Origin of the sequence: Algoriphagus marincola DSM 16067, from assembly GCF_000429405.1 — a bacterium.
Taxonomy (GTDB): Bacteria; Bacteroidota; Bacteroidia; order Cytophagales; family Cyclobacteriaceae; genus Algoriphagus; species Algoriphagus marincola.
On sequence record NZ_AUBU01000006.1, the window covers coordinates 152,793 to 174,060 of the forward strand.

Here is a 21,268-nt window from a genome sequence, read left to right on the forward strand (position 1 = left end):
AAATTGTGTAGATTATTTGTTTAGGATTTCTTTAATTTTGATATGAGTTTTGATCATGTTGGAGCTCGCTTTAGCTACCACCTTACCGGACTCTTTTCGAATTACGGATTCCCAATGATTTAGGTTTGATCCTGAGCGAACTAATTTTGCGGAAACCTCAACTTTTTCTCCAAGCTTGGCCGAGGACAAAAAGTCAACATTCAAATTGATGCTTGTCATCAGGACTTCGGATTCGGAGACAAAGTTTGCCATCCCGATGACATCATCCATCATCAAGGAAGCGATCCCGCCATGAAGGATTTTGGCTGGATTGCACATGTCAGGTCGGATGGTATAAGATACTTTGACGAAACCCGGCTCGATTTCCAATAATGTGCCCGACAACCAATTACCAGCTGCAGAGGGAGTTTGGTCGAGGGTTTTACCAATTTGTGATTTAAAAAACTCAAGTTGTGGTGAGGTCATAATTTGATTTAGTTTTCGATAATCCGAAAATAGTCTTCAAAAGTAGATTTGACAGCGTCTTTTTCAGATTCGGAGCCCCAAAGGGGTATTTTTTGATCTTCGTCTAGTAAAAACAGTTTTACCTCCTCTTCTAAGAGTTTTTGGAGCTGAGTAACCTGCTCCAAGTGATCAAACTTATTTCCATTTTCAAAATTCAACAGCTTTATTTGCCCATTGTCCTCAAAAGACAATCGAATAGGCCAATCTATGTTCTTTGGCTCTAAATAGAGATAACTTTCATCCTTCTGACTGTTTAAAATGAGGACCAATATCAAGGTAGCCTCTTCACTATCTAATCCAAATCCATTATGCCTATATAGCACCATTCCCGCATCACTTCGATTCTCGCGATCATAATTGATAGCTTTTAGATTGAGGAAATAAAGCCGAGAAGCTGAGGTCATCCGGAAAGTTCTGTCCTCTCCAGAGTTATTAGCACGATAAGAGTCAAAAAAAGAAAAAACCACCACCAAAAGGATAGAAGCCGCACCGAAGATTTTTATGATTTTTAGAAGCTCCGGAGTAAGAATGGGATCTTTGGAAGGCATGTTTTAGATTTCTTGAAGTAGCTTTTGGCGTGTTTCAAGTAATAAAACCCAGGCTGATTCGATATGTTTCTCCGTGACGTCGGTTTGCCCGATGACCCATCGAATTACATATTTTCCATTCAGTTTGGTGTGGGAAAAAAATGCCTTCCCTGTTTCATTTACAGCTCCCATCCATTTTTCATTAAATTGATTTTCAGCATTCTGATCAGCCGAATCCAGTTTTTGTCGAAAGCAAATAGTATTAAACTTTACGGGAGCAAGTATTTCCAAACCCTTGGTTTCTTCGATCCATTGTGACGCTTTTTGGGTAAGCATCAGGTGATGACGCAGCTTTTCTCGAATTCCATTTAGGCCATAGCTTCGGATCACAAACCACAGTTTCAAAGCACGAAACCTCCGACCCAACTGAATTCCCCAATCGCGGTAATTGTTGACTTCTTTGTCCAAATCGGTCTTTAGGTATTCAGGAGTGAGAGAAAATGTTTGGACAAGGTCCTTGGGATCCTTCAAGAATAAAACAGTGCAATCGAAATTGGTGAACATCCACTTATGTGGGTTGAAAACATAGGAATCCGCCGCTTCATGCCCTTTGATAAGACTTTGAAATTCGGGTAAAAGCAAAGCAGTGCCTGCAAAAGCAGCGTCGATGTGATGCCAAATGCCAAATTTTTGAGTGATTTCCGAGATTTTACCGATCGGGTCTACCGCTGTACTGGAAGTGGTGCCCAGAGCAGAAACTACACAGAGAGGGGTTTTTCCGGCATCAATATCCTTTTGGATGGCTGCTTCCAAAGCCTCAGGCATCATCGCAAATTCCTTATCTACTTCAATTCTGACGAGATTTTCCACACCCAAACCTGCGATTCGAATCGCCTTGTCAATAGATGAATGCACATGGGAAGAAGAATAGATTCGGTAATGTTCTTTACCTGAAAAACCCTTCTCATTGATTTCCCAATTTGACTTTCGCTCTCGAGCAGTCAAAATCGCACTCAATGTGGCCGTACTTGCGGTATCGTGAATGACGCCTTTCCATTTCGAATCAATTCCTTTTGCATCCCGAAGCCAGTCACAGACGCGCTCCTCGAGCTCTGTGGCGGCAGGAGAAGTGAGCCAAGACATGCATTGTGCACCCAAAGTGGACATAAGCATTTCTGCCAAAATGGAGGGCTCAGAATTATTCGCGGGGAAATATCCAAAAAAAGCCGGATGCTGCCAATGAGTCATTCCAGGAACAATGATTTCCTGAAAATCCCGAAAGATCTTCTCAAAATCTTCTCCTTTTTCAGGTGCGGTGGCAGGCAATTGATTATAAATCTCTTTAGGCTTAACCAAAGGAGTTACCGGATATTTTTCCTTTTCTTCCAGGTAGTCCGCCATCCAATCCACCAGTTGGTGGGCATATTTTCTAAATTCTTGTTTATCCATTTTTCAATCTATCTCACATAGGAGCCCGAATTGATGTCTATTGACGTGCCTGTTGCATGATCTGCAAGACCGGAGCAAAGCAAAGTCACCATCGGCGCCATGTCTTCAGGCCTGGCAAGTTCTTTAAGCGCAATATCTTTTAGAGCAAAGTCTTCCCCATACACTGATAAAATCTCATTTGCCATGTCTGTTTTGGTGAATCCGGGAGCTATCAAAAATGCCTTGATGCCTTGTTTGCCATAATGTCTAGCAATCGATCGGTTCAGGCTGACCAAGGCCCCTTTGGAGGCGGCATAGGCCAAATAATCCGTCGTGTCTCCCCGAAAGGCTGCCCGGGAAGAAATCATCACGATTCGACCATTTTCCTGTGCTTTTGCCTGATCGATAAACTCCTTACACAAAATGCCCACTGCAGTGGCATTGACCGCCATGGTTTTTTCCCAAACTTTCAGCCATTCATCCGTCTCCAAAGAATCGGGTGCTGAAGGGGATATCCCAGCATTATTGACCAAAGCGGAAATTGGGCCATATTTTTCTACCAATTTGGGGATAAAACCCATTACCTGATTAGTATCTGCTAAATCACAAGGCTCCAAATGAGAAGGGTTTTTCAATTCAGCCTGTAAACTTTCTGCTTCTTTTCTGTTGGAATTAAAATGAATAATCACTTCTGCTCCTGAGTCGGAAAGTTGTTTTGCGATAGCACGACCTATACCGCGTGAAGCTCCGGTGACAAGGATTCTTTGATTTTCAAGGGAAACGTACATGATTTTTAAATTTTACCAGTTTTCTCGAAGGGCCAAATGCTGAATTTGAGCTAAATGATGTAATCCATGCCAAGCATAAAGATGAGTGGCTTCCGATAGAGGAACCTTTTTTTGAGATTCGGGATGGAAATAGCAGCGATCAAAATCCTCAGCACTCATGGTTTCAAGCAAAACAGCCCATTTAAAATGGATTTGTTTGAGCAAAATGATGGAGGATTCAATATCAAGATAGCTATCTGCCAAATTTGCCCATGACGCTTCCAAATAGGGTTTGATGGTAGGTGTGTCCTCTGTCAAAGTGAGTTTAAAGCGGATAAAAGCATTCATATGGCTGTCAGCCAAATGGTGCACCACTTGCCTCACGGACCATCCGCCCGGTCGGTAAGGGCTATCTAACTGAGCCTTTGAAAGTTTGGCAGTCGCAGCTTCAATCAATTCTGGGAATTGGGTGATTTCTGAAATAGCCGTTTCCAAATCCGGCTTTTCAGGCATAGAAAACCTGCCAATGGGATATTTGAGTGATTCGATGTCTATCATTTTTCAGTACCCTCCGCCTGCAGCGATGGTAGCCAAATCTACTGTTTTTGCTCCATTCTCCCACAAAATAGTTGCTGAAGCAGCAAGCGTAGCGCCCGTGGTAATCACATCATCCACCAAAAGGAGGTTTTTGCCTAGTATCTGAGCGGTATTTTTTATCTCAAATACTCCAGAAACGTTCTCTATTCGTTCTATTCTCGACTTATTGGTTTGAGTTTCTGTCCATTTGCGTCTTTCCAGACAATTTTCGACAGAAATAGCCAAAACTTCCGCGATTCCTTTCGCAAACTCTTCACTTTGATTATATCCTCTTCGCTTGAGTTTTTGAGGGTGCAAAGGAACAGGCACGATAGCATCCCAAGTGCCGGCGAAGTCGGTTTCGATCAAAATTTTACCAAAAAGATTTCCCAAAACCCTGCCTAATTCCGGCTTATTTCGGTATTTGAGCGTATGAAGTAGCTTTTGGCTCATACCCTTTCGGGAAAACTTCAAGAAAGAGATACAACGCGAGACAGGACAAAGACCTTGAAGTTTTTGTGTTAAGTCATTATCTATCGGTCGAAGGTGGTAACTAGATACAGGTAGTTTGTTTTTACAAATACCACAAAGACTCAATTCCCAATCAAAAAGGTTCCTTCCGCAAGACACACAATTTTGCGGAAAAATCAGATCCAAAAAATCTTTGAAGAAGAATAAACGCTTTGGATTAAAAGGCTGTTGTTCATGGGTCATACAGATATCTGTATATTTGCAGATTATTCAACACTAATGCATTAATTTAATGGGTTTATTGGAAGAATTCAACGATTACCGCGCTAAAATGAACGAGCGGATTCTCGCTGAGGACAATAAGGTGATCAAAAGGTTCTTCAACCTCGACACCAATGCTTATGCAGCCGGAGCTTTAGATATCAAAACCAAAGAAATGATTGGTTTGGCTTGTTCCATGGTGATGCGATGTGACGACTGCGTCAAGTACCATTTGGGATCTTGCTTTGAATCCGGAGTCACGAGAAAAGAAGTATTTGAGGTCTTTTCTATTGCTGTTTTGATCGGTGGGTCTATCGTCATTCCGCATTTAAGAAGAGCCGTAGAGTATTGGGAAACACTTGAAAATCAATAGTTTATAATGTTTAAAAGAGATCTTGATTTAGAAAGAAAGTGGGGAAAGTTGCTGCTAGAATTGGAAGAAACTATCGGTAAGAAACCCAAGGATCTCAATGGAGTCTTGTTTTTAATTGGGGTACAGGAACTTGGTAAGGGATCCAAGCATTTCTCTAAAGAAGAAAAGCAGGACTTGATGCACATTGCCATTTGTAAAGTTCTCAGCTATGCCGGTTATTACGAACTTGAATATGTAGACCAAGATGGATGGCCTCATTGGAATTTAAAACAAGAGTTACCACACTTCGACTTGTTGGAGCAGGAGAAGTTGTTGAAAATCCAAGTATTAGAATACTTTGAAAAAGAATACGAACTGCAAATAGATTAAGATGAAAATTCTCTCCTATAATGTCAATGGAATCCGAGCAGCCATGAACAAAGGCTTTGCTGATTGGCTTGCGAAAGAAAATCCGGATATCATTGGTATACAGGAACTTAAGGCCCATGAAAAACAAGTAGAAACCCAGGTTTTCAAAGACTTAGGCTATAATTTGTATTGGTTTCCAGCTGAGAAAAAAGGCTATTCTGGTGTGGCTATATTTTCCAAATCCACTCCAAAAAATGTGAAGTATGGAATGGGTCTGGAAAAGTACGATCAAGAAGGCAGAATAATACAGGCAGATTTTGAGGACTTCTCATTCCTATCTGCCTACTTTCCATCTGGTACCACCGGTGATATTCGTCAGGACTTCAAATACGAATTCCTAGACGATATCTTTGGCTACATGCAAGACCTAAGAGAAGAGAATCCAAATTTGATCTTGAGCGGCGATTATAACATCTGCCATAAGCCTATAGATATTCACAACCCTGTGTCTAATAAAAACTCCAGTGGATTCCTTCCAGAAGAAAGAGCTTGGATGGATAAATTCACTGAATCAGGATTTATCGATACATTCCGTCATTTCAATCAGGATCCACATCAATATTCGTGGTGGAGCTATCGAGCAAATGCCAGAAACAAAAACTTAGGATGGCGAATAGATTATCATATGGCAACTCAAGCCATGGAAAGTCGTTTGAAAAGTGCTAATATTCTCCAAGATGTGATCCACTCAGATCATTGTCCTATCGCTTTGGAAATAAAGGAATTATAAAATTATTTGTTGCTATAGTCAAAATTTTATCATGAACTCCATAAAAATTTCAATCCCCTCATTAATCGATAATATCAAGATAATTGAAAGCTTCATCGATAATGCAAGGGAAAAGTTTGATATCAATGATGACATCTATGGCAACATCATGATTTCTGTAACAGAATGTATCAGCAACGCCATTCTACACGGAAATCAAAGTGATAAGGAAAAACTGGTTCATTTAGAATTAATGGCAGAGGATGACAAATTAAGTTTTGTCATCGAAGATGAAGGAAATGGGTTTGAAATTGATAATCTTCCGGATCCAACTGCACCTGAAAATATTGAAAAACCAGGGGGAAGAGGAATCTTCTTGATCAAGCATCTAAGCGATGAAGTAAAATTTGAAAACCAAGGAAAGAAAACCATTCTTTCTTTTTATATGGATTGAAATGGCGATTCATTTCTTTACTGAAGACACAAGCTTCAATTTACCTCAAAAAAGAGTGCGTAAAAGTTGGCTTAATTCACTTGCCACTTCAGAGGGTTTTCAAATCGTAGAACTCAATTACATCTTCTGCTCAGATGAATACCTTCATAAAATCAATTTAGAATATCTAAATCATGACACCTTAACTGATATCATCACATTTGATAATTCAGAAGAGGAAAGTGTTATTGAAGGAGACATCTTTATTAGCATAGACAGAGTTAGAGAAAATGCCAAGACTCATAAATCGGAGTTGCAACAAGAACTTAGCCGAGTCATAGGTCACGGATTATTCCACCTCATGGGTTATAAAGACAAGGAAGAAGAGGAGGTAAAAGCCATGAGAAGAAAGGAATCAGAAGGAATTAAATTATTCGAAGAATTAAGTGTTCCACGTGAAACAGGAAAATAACCCTTCCATGTTCCACGTGAAACAGTAAAGAAAATACACATGTTCGATCAATACGATGTTATTGTAGTAGGGGCAGGCCATGCAGGCTGTGAAGCAGCACACGCTGCCGCAAAGATGGGTTCCAAGGTGCTTTTATGCACTATGAATATGAACACCATTGCTCAGATGTCATGTAATCCTGCAATGGGTGGAGTAGCAAAAGGACAGATAGTCCGGGAAATTGATGCACTAGGAGGTATGTCTGGTATAATTTCAGACAAATCAATGATACAATTTCGGATGCTAAATCGATCCAAAGGACCTGCTATGTGGTCTCCTAGATCCCAAAATGACCGAATGCGCTTTGCTGAAGAGTGGAGATTAGCCTTAGAAAGAAACCCAAATGTAGATTTCTGGCAGGAAATGGTAACCGGTATTGTGGTGAAAGGTGGACGAGTAGTTGGCGTACGAACCGGTATGGGCATAGTAATAGCTGGCAAATCTGTCGTTCTTACAAATGGAACATTCCTGAATGGAATCATACATATAGGCGAAAAGCAATTTGGAGGAGGAAGAACAGGTGAATCAACATCAAAAGGAATCACCGAGCAATTGGTTGAATTGGGATTCGAATCCGGAAGAATGAAGACAGGGACACCGCCTAGAGTAGATGGTCGAAGTCTTGATTACTCTAAAATGGAAGTGCAATTCGGAGATGAGAATCCAGAAAAATTCAGCTATTCTGATGAAACAAGCCCTTTAAAAGAACAAAGAACTTGCTGGATTACTTATACCAATAAAGATGTTCATCAGACCCTAGAGACCGGTTTTGATCGTTCTCCCATGTTTAATGGACGAATTCAAGGCCTTGGACCTAGATATTGCCCATCCATTGAGGACAAAATCAATCGATTTGCAGAGCGCGAAAGACATCAAATTTTCGTGGAACCTGAAGGCTGGAATACTGTTGAAATCTATGTGAATGGCTTTTCAACCTCATTACCTGAGGACGTACAATATAAAGCCATGAGGCAGATTCCTGGATTTGAAAATGCAAAGATGTTCCGTCCAGGATATGCCATTGAATATGACTTTTTCCCTCCAACCCAATTGAGTCTAACCCTTGAGACAAAGCTAGTAGAAAATCTATTCTTTGCCGGTCAGATCAATGGCACCACGGGATATGAAGAAGCTGGATCGCAAGGATTAATCGCAGGAATTAATGCTAGCTTAAAAGTTCAAGAAAAAGACCCTTTTGTCCTTCAAAGATCAGAAGCATACATCGGAGTACTAATCGATGATTTGATCAATAAAGGTACAGAGGAACCTTACCGGATGTTTACTTCAAGAGCTGAGTTCCGATTACTTCTAAGGCAAGATAATGCAGACATTAGACTTACGGAGAGAGGATATCAGATTGGACTAGCAGAACACGAACGCTTCGATAAAGTACAGAGCAAAAAAGAAGAAACTGCTCGGTTGATAAACGATCTAAAACAGAAGAAACTGGAACCTGCTATTTCCAATGAAATTCTTGAAGAAATAGGAACGGCAACAATTAGGGAGAAGATTTCAATAGAAAAGCTTTTGAAAAGACCGCAGATAGGTGTTAATGAATTGAAAATGCTGGATAAGGACTTAGAAAGCTATCTTTCAGGTTTCGCCCAAGATGTACTGGAGCAAGCAGAAATCCAGATCAAGTACGATAGCTACATCGAAAAAGAACGGCAAATGGTTGAGAAGCTATCGAATATGGAAGATTTCAAAATACCTCAAAAATTCGATTATTTGCAGGTTCCTGCTTTATCCGCAGAAGGTAGACAGAAGCTCAATAAAATTAGGCCAATTACCTTAGGACAAGCTTCAAGAATAAGCGGAGTATCACCCGCAGACCTTTCTATTCTTACTGTATACTTAGGAAGATAAAATGCTAAAGAGACTAAATAAATGCCCACTCTGCAAAAGTGGGCATTTTCTTAATTACCAAACCATCAAAGATTTTGCGGTAAGTCAGGAAGATTTTATCCTCTGTCACTGCAAGGAATGCAACCTTATATTTACGAATCCAAGACCAGGGAAAAATTCAATAGCTAAATACTATGAGTTCGATGAGTACTATTCCCATTCAGATGATTCAAATTCTTTTATCTCAAAAATTTACAATCAGGTACGCCAAATAAATATCAAGAAAAAATATAAGCTAATCAGCTCTCTTGGTACAGATAAAAGTATACTCGACATAGGATGTGGTACCGGGGAACTCCTTAAGTTTTTTCAGAGTAAAAATTGGAAGGTATCCGGAATAGAACCAAGTAAAACTGCTAGAAAGCTAGCTGAAGAGAAATTAAAGGTTCAGATAGCCGAAGAACTAGAAAATATACCCTCAACGAAAAAATTTGATATCATCACATTATTCCATGTCTTAGAACACATTCACGGACTAAGAAAAGCAGTAAAAAATGTTATAAATATCTTAAAATCAGATGGTTATATATTAATAGCACTACCTAATCACCAATCTCCAGAAGCATTGAAATACAAAGAATATTGGGCAGGTTGGGATGTACCAAGACACCTTTATCATTTTGATACCAAAAGCTTTGATAATTTGGCGAACAAATTTAATCTCCAAATAGTCGAGAGATATCCCATGACTTTCGACAGCTATTATGTCTCCTTGTTATCTGAAAAATATTTAAATCCTGAGAATCAAAACTTAACCTCTTTGGCAAAGTCGTTTATTTCAGGACTGGATTCAAATATGAAAGCAAAGGAATCAGGAAATTACTCTAGCATTCTCTACATACTTAAGAAGAAGTGAAAAAATTAAGAATTGTCATACTTTTTTTAGCTGCCATCAGTCTTAGCAGATGCGCAAAACAGTCTTCACCTCAAGGAGGACCAAGAGATGTAGAACCACCTAAACTGCTTCAATCTTATCCTGAAACTCAAGAACTAAACACGAGACCTGAGGAAATTGTACTGCAATTTGATGAATATATCAAACTGGACAATCCTTCCAAAAACATCATCATAACTCCAAGACTCAAAAAGGATGAAATCGTAACTACAGCTCTCAAAGATCAAGTAGTAATCGAGTTGAATCAGGAATTAGAAGATAGCACTACTTACGTATTCAATTTCCAAAATTCAATCCAAGATTTATCAGAAGGCAACCCAGCTGAAAATCTAAAGATTGTGTTTTCTACAGGTCCATTTATTGACAGCCTAACCGTTTCCGGTTCTGTAAACCATTATTGGCCAAAGAGACAGTTTGACTACCGGGATGTAATCATTGGTCTATATTTAGAAAATGATACAACAGATTTATTCACAGCGGCACCCTATTACTTGACACGAGCAGATAGCTTAGGAAACTTTGTCATTGAGAATATACGAGCTAACAGGTACAGAGCTTACGCTTGGCATGACGCAAACAATTCCACCAAAGCTGAATCTAAATCAGAAGCCTACGATTTTTTGCAGGATACAATCACAATAGAAACAAATCTTGAAGGCCTTCAATTTAATTTGTCACAAGCTGACTTAGGTGAATTAAGATTTTCGAGATCAAGCTTCACCAATGGTAGCTATGATATAATTCTCAATAAATCGACGTTAGAGGATAACATTGGAGTCGAAGGACTAGGGGAATCCATATTCTATTCAAAGGAAGAAAGCACCTTAAAACTTTTCTCAACAGAAGAAATACCAGACAGTATCCAGGTCAATCTCTTATTAAAAGACTCTGTAGAAAATAAAATTGATACGGCTATTTGGGCCAAATTTACCAAAAATGAGCGAAGACCAGATGACTTAACAATATCAGCCAATTCAGGATTAAATTTCACAGATACACTAAAGGCCATCCTAAGATTCAATAAGCCTATCTTGGAGATTAAAACTGACTCTTTATTTATACCCGTCGATTCCACAAATCAAATACAGATAGACAAGGAAATGTTCTTCTTTACAGATAGTTTAAAAAGAACCGAGTTGGCCATTAACATACCAGTATTAGATAGTTTACCTATACAGATATTCACCCTCACTGCAATGGACTCTACCTTTCTAGATATCACAGGCACCTACAATGGAGAGGCATTAAAAGCTAATTACAGGCAGATCAAACCAGAGACTTTAGCAGATGTATTGTCAGGAAGTATTGAAGGGAGTAATGGTCCATTTATACTCCAATTGCTAGACTCCAAAGGAGAAAAAGTACGTGAGGAAATTATTAAAGACGGAAATGAATTCACTCTTCAAAATCTACAACCAGGAAACTATCAATTAAGAGTAATCGAAGATAGCAATGGAAATAAACGATGGGATCCTGCTAATTTTTATAAAAATAGATTAGCCGAAAGAGTCTTCTATTTCAAGAATGATACAGGAAAAATTGGAGAAGTAATTCTCAAAAGCGGATGGACAAATGAGGGAATAATTATAAAAGCTAGCAAACCAACCGGATACTAGGAAGAGAAAACGCTGTGGATAAGTGGCAAAATGGAAGTGGAAAACATGCTTCCATTAACTGGAAAAATACTACTTATCCATACAAGCATTCACGAAAAAAGATTGGATCCCAAGATCGGTGCAAAACTGCTCATCTTTCCACTTTAAGAAATCATCTTATCAACAGCAGGATTAATAACATGCTTTCAACATCCAAGTATCAACAAGTAAAAGCAATATAAAACAAAGAACTGATTTTTAGAGATTTACATGTTAACAACATGGGGAAAAGCTATTTATAAATCAAGAAGAAATAGGAAAACAAGTGGAAAAATCAGTAAACAGTAATTATCCACTTATTAACACCCTTAATAACATTAATAAGAAATTTTTTAAATCTTTTTCTTTTTTACAATTAGTATAAGAGGCGGTGGATAAACCTCTTCTGATGGAATATTTTTTTGCCTATATTGGTTCAGACAAAACAATAACCCAATGGACCTAAAACGCTTATTCGATCTCATTCCTTACCAGATTTCCAAATACAATAAAGAGGTAGCTCTTTCCCGAAAACAGGATGGTCAATGGATTACCTATTCCTCCAGAGATTTAAAATCCATAGTAGATAGCCTGAGTTTGGGATTTCTTGCCAAGGGAATCAAGTCTGAGGATAAGGTTGCCATCATTTCAGATAATAGACCCGAGTGGAATTTTATTGATTTGGCGCTACAGCAAATTGGTGCAATTTCAGTCCCCATGTATCCGACTATTTCTAGCGAAGATTACGCTTATATTTTCGGGCATGCATCAGTGAAAATGATTTTTGCTGGGGACCAGACCATCTTTGAAAAGGCCAAAGAAGCAGCAAAAGGGCAAGAGATTTTTACCTTCGACAAGTTGGATGGAGCTGCTCATTGGGAAGAAGTGATGAAGCTGGGAGAGGATGGTGATTTGGCGCAACTGGAGTCAGAAAAGGATAAAATCAAATCAGAGGATCTATTCACCATTATCTATACCTCAGGTACTACAGGCAGACCAAAAGGAGTCATGCTTACCCATCACAATGTACTTTCAAATCTGCTATCGGTCTCAAACATTATGAGCCCCGTTCCAGGAGAGGGTAAAGTTCTCAGTTTTCTACCACTCTGTCATATTTTTGAAAGGACTGCCTCTTTCTGTTTTATGTATATGGGCTTCTCCATTTATTATGCTGAAAATCTCGAGAAAATTGGTGATAACCTAAAAGAAGTACAGCCACATCTATTCAATACGGTTCCAAGATTATTGGAAAAAGTCTATGATAAAATCGTGGCGAAGGGTTATGAGCTAACAGGAATAAAAAAGCAGCTGTTTTTCTGGGCACTTAATCTTGGTCTTAAATATGATCCGGCAAAAGACATGGGTGGCTGGTATAATACCCAATTAAAGTTGGCCAATAAGCTGATTTTCTCGAAATGGAGAGAAGCCCTTGGTGGTAATATTATGCAAATCAATTCTGGCGCCTCTGCTTTACAACCACGACTGGCTAGAGTGTTTTGGGCTGCCGGGATCAAAGTATGTGAAGGATATGGTCTGACAGAAACATCTCCAGTAGTGACAGCGACACTTACTGATCCAGAAAAAGTACGAATAGGCTGGGTCGGAAAGATTGTAAAAGATGTGGAAGTAAAAATCGCTCAGGATGGAGAAATCTTGGTTAAGGGACCCAATGTCATGCAAGGTTATTACCGCGAACCTGAGATGACCGCAGATGTACTAAAAGACGGTTGGTTTCATACAGGAGACATCGGTGAACTTGACGGAGATTTCCTACGGATTACTGACCGCAAGAAGGAGATGTTCAAAACATCGGGTGGAAAATATATTGCTCCTCAACCGATGGAAAATAAATTTAAAGAGTCTACTTTAATCGAGCAGTTAATTGTAGTCGGAGATGGTCAAAAATTCCCCGCAGCTTTGATCGTCCCTAGTTATGACGGACTTCGGGAATACTGCAAGCATAAAGAAATCCCGTACACGACTGATGAAGAAATGATTGCCCGACAGGACATCATCGAAAAGTATCAGCGTGAAGTTGATAGCTTCAATAAATATTATGGTAAATGGGAGCAAATCAAAAAATTCAAACTGCTTTCACAGCCTTGGGGCGTGGATAGTGGGGAGCTAACGCCAACCATGAAATTGAAGCGGAAAGTCATCCATGAAAAATTCCAAAATGAGATTGCGGAAATATATGCTTAGTAAAAGCATTTGATTCAAATCAAAAATTCGATTTTTCATCAAAATTTAACCTTAGGCTTCATCTCAGAATTAAATTCTGAAATTGAAGCCTTTTTTATAGAATATTTTGTTTAATACTTTATTAATGAATTTTTAATAAATAATATTTTACTAATACCCCGTTTATCAATTAAAAATTTGTGATGCATGCATAACTTTTTTATCAAAATAGTATGCATGCATACAAAATATTTCTAAATTGAGCTTCTCTAAATTCAGGCGAATACTTGTAAATGAAGCGAGAAGAAACAGTAGACTATCACATTAAGAGTGCTTGGCATGCCATATCAAGGATGTACAATCAGCAGGCAGCTGCCGAAGGATTCACTACGGCAATAGGATTTGTGCTGATCAACATTAATTCCAAGGAAGGAACTCCTGCTACCAAGATTGCTCCCATGATAGGATTGGAGACCAGAAGTCTCACCCGAATGCTTAAAACCATGGAGGAGAAGGGATTGATTTTTAAGAAGCAGGACCCTTCTGATAAGCGTTCCGTTCGGATTTTTCTTACTGAAGAAGGAAGAAGAAAAAAGGAAATTTCGGTACAGACGATCAAAGAATTTAATGAACAAGTCCGGGAGGTAATTCCCGAGGAAGATTTGCAAAACTTCTTTCAGGTTTTTGAAAAGCTCCAACTTGTCATTGATCAATTCAGTGGATCGGCTGTCAACAAACCCATATTTGAATTATAAACCTCAGACTACCAAAAACCCAAAAAAATGAACAAAACCATTAAAAAAGTTGCCGTTTTAGGTTCCGGAGTGATGGGTTCCAGGATAGCATGCCATTTCGCCAATATTGGCGTTGAAGTGCTTTTGTTGGATATCGTACCATTTGAACTCACAGAAGAGGAACAGAAAAAAGGGCTAACGAAAGAGCATCCGGCAGTTCGTAACCGAATTGTGAATACAGCTCTTCAAAATACTATGAAATCCAAGCCTTCACCTATTTATAAAAAGAGCTTGGTAAGCAGGATTTCTACAGGAAACTTTGATGATGATCTTCCTAAAATCAAAGATGTAGATTGGATAATCGAAGTAGTGGTAGAGCGATTGGATATCAAGCAGCAATTGTTTGAAAAGGTCGAAAAGTATCGAAAGCCAGGTACCTTGATTACGTCCAATACTTCAGGGATTCCTATGCACATGATGTGTGAAGGAAGATCAGAAGATTTCCAAGTAAACTTTGCAGGTACACACTTTTTTAACCCACCTCGATACCTTAAGCTTCTTGAAATCATTCCCGGTCCTAAGACAAAACCCGAAATCATTGATTTTCTGATGGATTATGGAGATCGCTTCTTGGGTAAAGAAACGGTTCTTTGTAAGGATACTCCAGCATTTATTGCCAATCGTGTCGGTGTATACGCTATCATTTCAGGCATGCATGCTATCGAAAAAATGGGATTAGGCGTATCTGAAGTTGATAAACTGACCGGCACCGTCATTGGTAGAGCAAAATCTGCCACCTTCCGAACCATGGATGTGGTTGGTCTGGATACTACAGTCAATGTTGCCAACAATCTTTATAAGGCTTTACCTCATGATGAATCCCGGGAGAAATTCAAACTGCCAAAAATTGTTGAGGTTCTTTATGAAAACAAATGGTTTGGTGATAAAACCGGGCAAGGCTATTTCAAAATGATCCGTCACAAAGACGGTAGAAAAGAGCTCAAAGAACTTGATTTCAACACTTTTGAATACAAAGATGTAGAAAAGCCAAAATTCAAAGCACTTGAAGCATCCAAAGAGATAGATGATCTCAAGAAGCGAATCAAGTTCTTGGTCAACTTTGATGACAAGGCCGGAGAATTCTATCGGGTTTCTTTTTATGACCTATTCAAATATGTCTCCCATCGTATTCCGGAAATCGCCGATGAATTGTATCGCATCGATCAGGCCGTTTGTGCAGGCTTCGGTTGGGAGCTGGGACCATTTGAGACCTGGGATATTTTAGGAGTAATAGAGACAGTAGAAAAAATGGAAGCGGCAGGTGAAAAAGCTGCAGCTTGGGTTCATGAAATGCTCGAAGCGGGTCATGAGTCATTCTACAAAGTAGAGGGAGGTAAAAAGAAATACTACGATATCCCATCCAAGTCCTATGTAGAAATACCAGGAATGGATGATTTCATCATTCTAGATACACTCAAAGCAGCAGACAAGAAAGTCTGGGGCAATGCAGGAGCTTCTATTTACGATATGGGAGATGATGTCATTGGTTTGGAATTCCATACCAAGATGAACTCCATGGGAGCAGAAGTCATAGAAGGTATCAACACAGCCATTTCCATGGCAGAAAAGTCTTACAAAGGCCTAGTCATAGGAAATGAAGGAGCAAACTTCTCAGCAGGAGCAAATTTGGCTATGCTATTCATGTTTGCTGGAGATCAAGATTACGATGAGATTAACTTGATGATTGCACAGTTTCAGAAAACGATGATGCGAGCAAGATATTCATCAGTTCCGGTAGTCGTAGCTCCACATAATATGGCATTGGGAGGCGGTTGTGAACTGTCCTTACACGCAGATCATATTCAAGCGCATGCAGAGTTGTACATGGGTCTTGTGGAAGTTGGTGTTGGATTGATTCCAGCCGGCGGCGGTACCAAGGAAATGACCCGTCGATTTGCAAATGGTGTGGTAGCTGGTGATGTGGAGCTTAATCAGCTACAGGAATACTTCATGAATATCGCCATGGCCAAAGTTTCGACTTCTGCCGAAGAGGCAAGAGGCCTAGGCTATTTGCGTCCGCAAGATGGAATCACCTTAAACCGAAAGCGACAGTTAGCTGAAGCAAAAGAGAAGGTACTGGCACTTTCTGATGCAGGATATACTCAACCGCTTGAGCAGACGAACATCAAGGTCTTAGGAAAAACTTCCTTAGCGCTATTTGAAGCGGGAATCACAGGAATGATTTACGGAAAATATATTTCTGAGCACGATGCAAAAATCGCCAGAAAGCTAGCTTGGGTCATGTCTGGTGGAGACCTATCCTCTCCCACAGAGGTTTCTGAGCAATACTTATTGGATTTGGAGCGTGAGGCATTCTTGAGTCTAACAGCCGAACCGAAGACGCTGGAAAGGATACATAGTATTCTATTTAAGGGAAAACCACTTAGAAATTAATGAAGTATCAAGTTAGTAGTATCAAGACATTGGAAACTGATCATTTATAACTTCAAAGAATGATCATTTGGCTTAAAAACTCATTGGAGTCTAAATTTTGATACTTGATTCTAACCTCTTGACTCTTCAATATCAATAAACCAAAAAATAAAATTATACGATGGATGCATATATAATTAATGGATATAGATCGGCGGTAGGCAAGGCCAAAAAAGGTGGTTTTCGTTTTTACCGTCCTGATGACCTGGCTGCTGACGTCATCAAACACCTCGTTGCAAATACACCGGGTCTGGAAGCTAAAATGGTTGATGACCTGATTGTCGGAAATGCGATACCGGAAGCCGAACAAGGAATGCAAATGGGTAGAATGATTTCACTTTTGGCCCTAGGAATTGATAATCCCGGTTTTGTTATGAATCGCTACTGTGGATCAGGTTTGGAAGCTATCGCATTGGCTGTAGGAAAAATCAAAGCTGGGATGGCCGATTGTATCATCGCAGGAGGTACAGAGTCTATGTCATTGGTTCCTATGATGGGATATAAAACAGCCCTCAACTGGAAAATTGCTTCTGAGACACCTTCCTATTACCTCAGTATGGGATTGACAGCAGAAGAATTAGCAAAAGATTATGATATCACTCGAGAAGCTGCTGATGCTTTTTCGGTAAGATCCCATGAGCGTGCTTTAGCAGCTATTCAAGAAGGCAGATTCAAAGATGAAATAGTTCCTGTCGAAGTGGAAGAGACTTACCTAGATGAAAAAGGAAAGCGCAAAACCAGAAAATATATAGTAGATACGGATGAAGGTCCACGTGCTGGAACAAGCATGGAAGTGCTTTCCAATTTGAAGCCTGCCTTCAAAAATGGTGGTCAGGTAACTGCCGGAAACTCATCCCAGACTTCAGATGGGGCGGCTTTTGTGGTTGTCATGTCTGAGCGATTGATGAAATCGCTTAATCTGGATCCGATGGCCCGAATGATGTCCTATTCTGTGGCAGGAGTAGATCCGCGAATAATGGGTATCGGTCCGAAAGAAGCTGTTCCGAAAGCATTGAAGCAAGCCGGACTTTCTCTAAATGACATTGACTTGATCGAATTGAATGAAGCCTTTGCTGCCCAGGCTTTGGCAGTCGTGAAAGCACTCGATCTGAATGAGGATATTTTGAACGTAAATGGAGGAGCAGTAGCACTGGGTCACCCACTAGGTTGCACAGGAGCGAAGCTTTCGGTACAGCTTTTCAACGAACTCCGAAGAAGGAATAAAAAGCACGGCATGGTTACAGCCTGTGTCGGAGGAGGACAGGGAGTAGCTGGGATATTTGAACTGCTTAAATAACATTTATAGAACCAAGACACTAGGGATGAGATCTTTTGACTCAATATTTAAGCTTTAAGCTTGTCTTCTCATTGTCTGATTTCTAATCTCTAAAACTTTAAAACATGACTACTATTTCAAAATCAATTCAAGGAGGAGAGTTCCTCATCCGGGAGACAGAGGCACAGGATGTCTTTATTCCCGAGCAGTTTAGCGAAGAGCAAAAAATGATGGCTCAGGCCTGTCAGGATTTTATCGATACGGAAATCACACCAAATATCGAGGAGATTGACAGTATGAAAAACCCAGATCTCGTTCCATCCATTTTCAAGAAAGCTGGCGAATTGGGCCTTTTGGGTGTATCTGTTCCAGAGCAATATGGCGGTTTGGGAATGAGTTTCAACACTTCCATGCTGATCGCAGATATCATCGGTGCAGCAGGGTCTTTCTCCACTACTTATGGAGCCCATACAGGGATCGGAACACTGCCGATTCTTTACTACGGAAACGAGGAGCAAAAGCAGAAATACCTGCCAAAGCTGGCTACAGGAGAATGGGCTGCATGCTATTGCCTGACTGAGCCGGATGCAGGTTCTGATGCAAATAGTGGTAAGACTAAAGCAACACTATCTGAGGATGGAAAGCATTACCTCATCAATGGGCAGAAGATGTGGATTTCCAATGCCGGATTTGCAGATATTTTTATCGTTTTTGCCAAAATCGAGGATGATAAAAACCTGACAGCATTAATCGTAGAAAAGACCTTTGGAGGTATTACTATGAACGAGGAAGAAAAGAAGATGGGAATAAAAGGTTCTTCTACTCGTCAGGTATTCTTCAATGACTGTCCTGTTCCAGTTGAGAATATGCTTTCTGATCGTCAAAATGGATTCAAGATTGCTGTAAATATTCTCAACATTGGTCGAGTGAAACTCGGAGCCGGTGTTTTGGGCGGTGTTCGTACAGTTACCAGTTTGGCTGTTAAATATTCCACCGAGCGAAAGCAATTTGGCACTAGCATCAACTCATTCGGAGCTGTAAAACGAATGCTGGCAGAAATGGCTGTTCGTACCTACGTTTCTGAATCACTCTGCTACCGTGCCGGTCAGGATATCGAAGATAGAATGGATGCTCTCGAGGCAGAGGGTTTGTCCGATGCGGATGCAAAGTTGAAAGCATTGGAGCAGTTTGCTATTGAGGCGGCTATTGCCAAAGTACATGGATCGGAAGTACTTGACTTCGTAGTGGATCAAGGTGTTCAGGTCTATGGAGGAATGGGATATTCTGCAGATGCGCCGATGGAGCGTGCATATCGTGATGCTCGTATCGCTCGAATCTATGAAGGAACGAATGAGATCAACCGTATGCTCATGGTTGGAATGCTACTGAAGCGGGCGATGAAAGGCGAAATCAACCTTTTCGAACCAGCAATGGCAGTTGCAAATGAGTTGACGGCCGTCCCATCTTTTGAAACAGTAGATACTTCAGAGCTTTTCGCAGCGGAAAAAGAAGTACTCAAGAAGCTCAAAAAAGTCTTCTTGATGGTAGGCGGTAAAGCAGCAATGGCTCTACAAGATAGAATTGAGGACGAGCAGGAAGTAATGATGAATTTGGCAGATGTCATGATTGAAATTTATGCTGTCGAATCAGCTATTCTGCGAACTGAAAAACTGGTAGGAATCCAAGGTGAAGAGGCTTGCAAAAATCAGATTGCTATGTCTCAGGTCTACCTATCTGAAGCTGTGGATAAAATCAATGCTGCTGCTAAGGAGGCAATCGCTTCTTTTGCAAAAGGTGACGAGCAAAAAGTAATGTTGATGGGATTGAAGCGATTTACAAAAATCGACTTGATCAATACCAAGGAGCTCAGAAGACAAATAGCAGACTATATGATTGAGCAGGGGAAATACCCTTTCTAAAGGTCTGTTATTTCTGAAATAAAGAAGCTCAAAGTCGCATAGACTTTGGGCTTTTTATTTTTTGATCCATTCTAGGATTTTTTCCTTTGGAAGAGCATCCACTGTCCTTCCTTCTTTCCCGGTCATACTCTCAGCAGCGAAGAGTGAATTAATGATGGCTTCTTCAGTAGCTTCGATCACCGCCATAAAAAGGGAACTCATATCATCATTTCTGATCGTTTGAAGATTTTCGAGGGATCCGCTTTCTGCATTGTATTTTGACCTGATTTTTTCTGCAGTTGAAAAGGCAATCACATAATCCCCCGAGCCATTGGAAGCAATCCCACCAGTTTTTGCCAAACCCATCATGGCTCTTTTGGCTAGTCTTTCGAGATTTCTGGATTCAAGTGGAGCATCAGTGGCCACTACAATCATGCAGCTGCCATCTGCTTTTTCGATTGCACTTCTAAACGGATATTTTTCCAGCTTCTCTCCTACTGGTATACCGGCAATTTGAAGGTTTCCACCAAAATTACTTTGAACCAACACGCCTACCGTATATCCGCCTAGAGAATGGGGCAAGACTCTGGAAGATGTACCGATTCCGCCTTTCCAGCCAAAACAAACCGTCCCTGTTCCAGCACCAACGTTTCCTTCCTCGATTGCTCCGGACTCGGCTGAATGAATGGCTTGAATCACCTCTTCCGGCCGAATATGCATGCCACGGATATCATTCAAAAAGCCATCATTCGTCTCTCCTACGACAGCATTGACGGATTGTACGGATTCATTTCCATCTTGAGAAAGCACATAGCGAACAGTCCCTTCAATCCCAGCAGCAACGGAAAGGGTATTCGTCAGAATAATCGGACTTTCGATCAATCCCAGTTCCTGCACCTGAGTGACCCCCGCCAATTTTCCAAAGCCATTTCCCACATAAATTGCTGCGGGTACTTTTTCCTGAAAAATATTTCCGCCATGGGGTAAAATCGCAGTCACTCCTGTCCGAATGGACTCTCCTTCAATTTTTGTCAAATGCCCAACTTTCAACCCTTCCACATCGGTAATAGCATTGAGTTTTCCACTAGGAAGCACACCAAACGGAATCCCCAAATCTCGAGGACGACTCTGACTGTAGGATTCAGAAACGAGCGAGACAAGGAAAATCAGACTGAGCAAATGCAAGGAATGAATCTTCATAGCTAAAGAGATATGGATGTTGAATTTTTCAATCCGTCAAAACGGACAAGTTCTTTCAATATTACCTATCTTAAACCCTTCATC

Annotated in this window: 20 protein-coding genes; 13 read left to right on the top strand and 7 right to left on the bottom strand. The window is 40.3% G+C overall.

Features of this window, described 5'->3' with window-relative positions:
- Positions 1-12: 12 nt before the first annotated feature.
- From G457_RS0109070 to G457_RS23125, 6 genes are read right to left on the bottom strand one after another with little or no spacing between them, the layout of a single operon-like run.
- Entirely contained in the window at positions 13-465 is a 453-nt protein-coding gene (locus G457_RS0109070) for a PaaI family thioesterase (RefSeq protein WP_035483554.1), read from the bottom strand.
- A gap of 8 nt (positions 466-473) precedes the next feature.
- Entirely contained in the window at positions 474-1,052 is a 579-nt protein-coding gene (locus tag G457_RS0109075; RefSeq protein WP_026946199.1) for a hypothetical protein, read from the bottom strand.
- A gap of 3 nt (positions 1,053-1,055) precedes the next feature.
- The gene (locus G457_RS0109080; RefSeq protein WP_026946200.1) at positions 1,056-2,480 is read right to left on the bottom strand and encodes a pyridoxal phosphate-dependent decarboxylase family protein; all 1,425 of its coding nucleotides are present in this window, start codon (positions 2,478-2,480) and stop codon (positions 1,056-1,058) included.
- A gap of 8 nt (positions 2,481-2,488) precedes the next feature.
- Positions 2,489-3,247, bottom strand: a complete 759-nt coding sequence (locus G457_RS0109085) for an SDR family NAD(P)-dependent oxidoreductase (RefSeq protein ID WP_026946201.1) — start codon at positions 3,245-3,247, stop codon at positions 2,489-2,491.
- Between the two features lie 12 nt (positions 3,248-3,259).
- Complete coding sequence (locus G457_RS0109090) at positions 3,260-3,784, bottom strand: YfiT family bacillithiol transferase (protein ID WP_026946202.1); 525 nt, start codon at positions 3,782-3,784, stop codon at positions 3,260-3,262.
- 3 nt (positions 3,785-3,787) lie between these two features.
- Entirely contained in the window at positions 3,788-4,255 is a 468-nt protein-coding gene (locus G457_RS23125; RefSeq protein WP_322786336.1) for a ComF family protein, read from the bottom strand.
- A gap of 310 nt (positions 4,256-4,565) precedes the next feature.
- Here G457_RS23125 and G457_RS0109100 point away from each other — a divergent pair, with 310 nt between their 5' ends.
- From G457_RS0109100 to G457_RS0109160, 13 genes are all read left to right on the top strand, one after another.
- Positions 4,566-4,907 (top strand): carboxymuconolactone decarboxylase family protein, encoded by a 342-nt coding sequence (locus G457_RS0109100; RefSeq protein ID WP_026946204.1) that lies wholly within the window; start codon positions 4,566-4,568, stop codon positions 4,905-4,907.
- 6 nt (positions 4,908-4,913) lie between these two features.
- Complete coding sequence (locus G457_RS0109105; RefSeq protein ID WP_024284208.1) at positions 4,914-5,276, top strand: hypothetical protein; 363 nt, start codon at positions 4,914-4,916, stop codon at positions 5,274-5,276.
- A 1-nt stretch (position 5,277) separates the two neighbouring features.
- Positions 5,278-6,045, top strand: coding sequence for an exodeoxyribonuclease III (locus G457_RS0109110; protein ID WP_026946205.1), 768 nt, complete (start codon positions 5,278-5,280; stop codon positions 6,043-6,045).
- Between the two features lie 31 nt (positions 6,046-6,076).
- Complete coding sequence (locus G457_RS0109115; protein ID WP_024284210.1) at positions 6,077-6,478, top strand: ATP-binding protein; 402 nt, start codon at positions 6,077-6,079, stop codon at positions 6,476-6,478.
- Between the two features lies 1 nt (position 6,479).
- Positions 6,480-6,929, top strand: coding sequence for an rRNA maturation RNase YbeY (gene ybeY / locus G457_RS21270; protein WP_035483557.1), 450 nt, complete (start codon positions 6,480-6,482; stop codon positions 6,927-6,929).
- Between the two features lie 39 nt (positions 6,930-6,968).
- Positions 6,969-8,834, top strand: a complete 1,866-nt coding sequence (gene mnmG, locus G457_RS0109125; protein WP_026946206.1) for a tRNA uridine-5-carboxymethylaminomethyl(34) synthesis enzyme MnmG — start codon at positions 6,969-6,971, stop codon at positions 8,832-8,834.
- Position 8,835: 1 nt separating this feature from the next.
- Positions 8,836-9,729, top strand: a complete 894-nt coding sequence (locus G457_RS0109130; protein WP_026946207.1) for a class I SAM-dependent methyltransferase — start codon at positions 8,836-8,838, stop codon at positions 9,727-9,729.
- Positions 9,726-11,384 (top strand): Ig-like domain-containing domain, encoded by a 1,659-nt coding sequence (locus G457_RS21275; protein ID WP_051260773.1) that lies wholly within the window; start codon positions 9,726-9,728, stop codon positions 11,382-11,384. Before G457_RS0109130 ends, G457_RS21275 begins: the two co-directional genes overlap by 4 nt.
- Positions 11,385-11,858: 474 nt before the next feature.
- A complete protein-coding gene (locus G457_RS0109140) occupies positions 11,859-13,604 on the top strand; it encodes an AMP-dependent synthetase/ligase (protein ID WP_026946208.1) in 1,746 nt (581 codons plus the stop codon).
- Positions 13,605-13,876: 272 nt separating this feature from the next.
- Positions 13,877-14,338 carry a MarR family winged helix-turn-helix transcriptional regulator gene (locus G457_RS0109145; RefSeq protein WP_024284217.1) on the top strand — a complete coding sequence of 154 codons (462 nt, stop codon included), beginning with the start codon at positions 13,877-13,879 and terminating at the stop codon, positions 14,336-14,338.
- Positions 14,339-14,365: 27 nt separating this feature from the next.
- Entirely contained in the window at positions 14,366-16,771 is a 2,406-nt protein-coding gene (locus tag G457_RS0109150; protein ID WP_026946209.1) for a 3-hydroxyacyl-CoA dehydrogenase/enoyl-CoA hydratase family protein, read from the top strand.
- Positions 16,772-16,931: 160 nt separating this feature from the next.
- Entirely contained in the window at positions 16,932-18,107 is a 1,176-nt protein-coding gene (locus tag G457_RS0109155) for a thiolase family protein (protein WP_026946210.1), read from the top strand.
- Positions 18,108-18,211: 104 nt separating this feature from the next.
- Entirely contained in the window at positions 18,212-20,005 is a 1,794-nt protein-coding gene (locus G457_RS0109160) for an acyl-CoA dehydrogenase family protein (RefSeq protein ID WP_026946211.1), read from the top strand.
- 54 nt (positions 20,006-20,059) lie between these two features.
- Here the strand turns inward: G457_RS0109160 and G457_RS0109165 are convergent, their stop codons facing one another.
- The gene (locus G457_RS0109165; RefSeq protein ID WP_026946212.1) at positions 20,060-21,184 is read right to left on the bottom strand and encodes a DmpA family aminopeptidase; all 1,125 of its coding nucleotides are present in this window, start codon (positions 21,182-21,184) and stop codon (positions 20,060-20,062) included.
- Between the last annotated feature and the right edge of the window lie 84 nt (positions 21,185-21,268).

Coding starts and splice junctions, on each gene's coding strand:
- G457_RS0109165 (WP_026946212.1), bottom strand. CDS start 21,184: ATGAAGATTCATTCCTTGCATTTGCTCAGTCTGATTTTCCTTGTCTCG.
- G457_RS0109080 (WP_026946200.1), bottom strand. CDS start 2,480: ATGGATAAACAAGAATTTAGAAAATATGCCCACCAACTGGTGGATTGG.
- G457_RS0109090 (WP_026946202.1), bottom strand. CDS start 3,784: ATGATAGACATCGAATCACTCAAATATCCCATTGGCAGGTTTTCTATG.
- G457_RS0109140 (WP_026946208.1), top strand. CDS start 11,859: ATGGACCTAAAACGCTTATTCGATCTCATTCCTTACCAGATTTCCAAA.
- G457_RS0109105 (WP_024284208.1), top strand. CDS start 4,914: ATGTTTAAAAGAGATCTTGATTTAGAAAGAAAGTGGGGAAAGTTGCTG.
- G457_RS0109145 (WP_024284217.1), top strand. CDS start 13,877: ATGAAGCGAGAAGAAACAGTAGACTATCACATTAAGAGTGCTTGGCAT.
- ybeY (WP_035483557.1), top strand. CDS start 6,480: ATGGCGATTCATTTCTTTACTGAAGACACAAGCTTCAATTTACCTCAA.
- G457_RS0109075 (WP_026946199.1), bottom strand. CDS start 1,052: ATGCCTTCCAAAGATCCCATTCTTACTCCGGAGCTTCTAAAAATCATA.
- G457_RS0109085 (WP_026946201.1), bottom strand. CDS start 3,247: ATGTACGTTTCCCTTGAAAATCAAAGAATCCTTGTCACCGGAGCTTCA.
- G457_RS0109070 (WP_035483554.1), bottom strand. CDS start 465: ATGACCTCACCACAACTTGAGTTTTTTAAATCACAAATTGGTAAAACC.
- G457_RS23125 (WP_322786336.1), bottom strand. CDS start 4,255: ATGAGCCAAAAGCTACTTCATACGCTCAAATACCGAAATAAGCCGGAA.
- G457_RS0109110 (WP_026946205.1), top strand. CDS start 5,278: ATGAAAATTCTCTCCTATAATGTCAATGGAATCCGAGCAGCCATGAAC.
- mnmG (WP_026946206.1), top strand. CDS start 6,969: ATGTTCGATCAATACGATGTTATTGTAGTAGGGGCAGGCCATGCAGGC.
- G457_RS0109130 (WP_026946207.1), top strand. CDS start 8,836: ATGCTAAAGAGACTAAATAAATGCCCACTCTGCAAAAGTGGGCATTTT.
- G457_RS0109115 (WP_024284210.1), top strand. CDS start 6,077: ATGAACTCCATAAAAATTTCAATCCCCTCATTAATCGATAATATCAAG.
- G457_RS0109160 (WP_026946211.1), top strand. CDS start 18,212: ATGACTACTATTTCAAAATCAATTCAAGGAGGAGAGTTCCTCATCCGG.
- G457_RS0109100 (WP_026946204.1), top strand. CDS start 4,566: ATGGGTTTATTGGAAGAATTCAACGATTACCGCGCTAAAATGAACGAG.
- G457_RS0109155 (WP_026946210.1), top strand. CDS start 16,932: ATGGATGCATATATAATTAATGGATATAGATCGGCGGTAGGCAAGGCC.
- G457_RS0109150 (WP_026946209.1), top strand. CDS start 14,366: ATGAACAAAACCATTAAAAAAGTTGCCGTTTTAGGTTCCGGAGTGATG.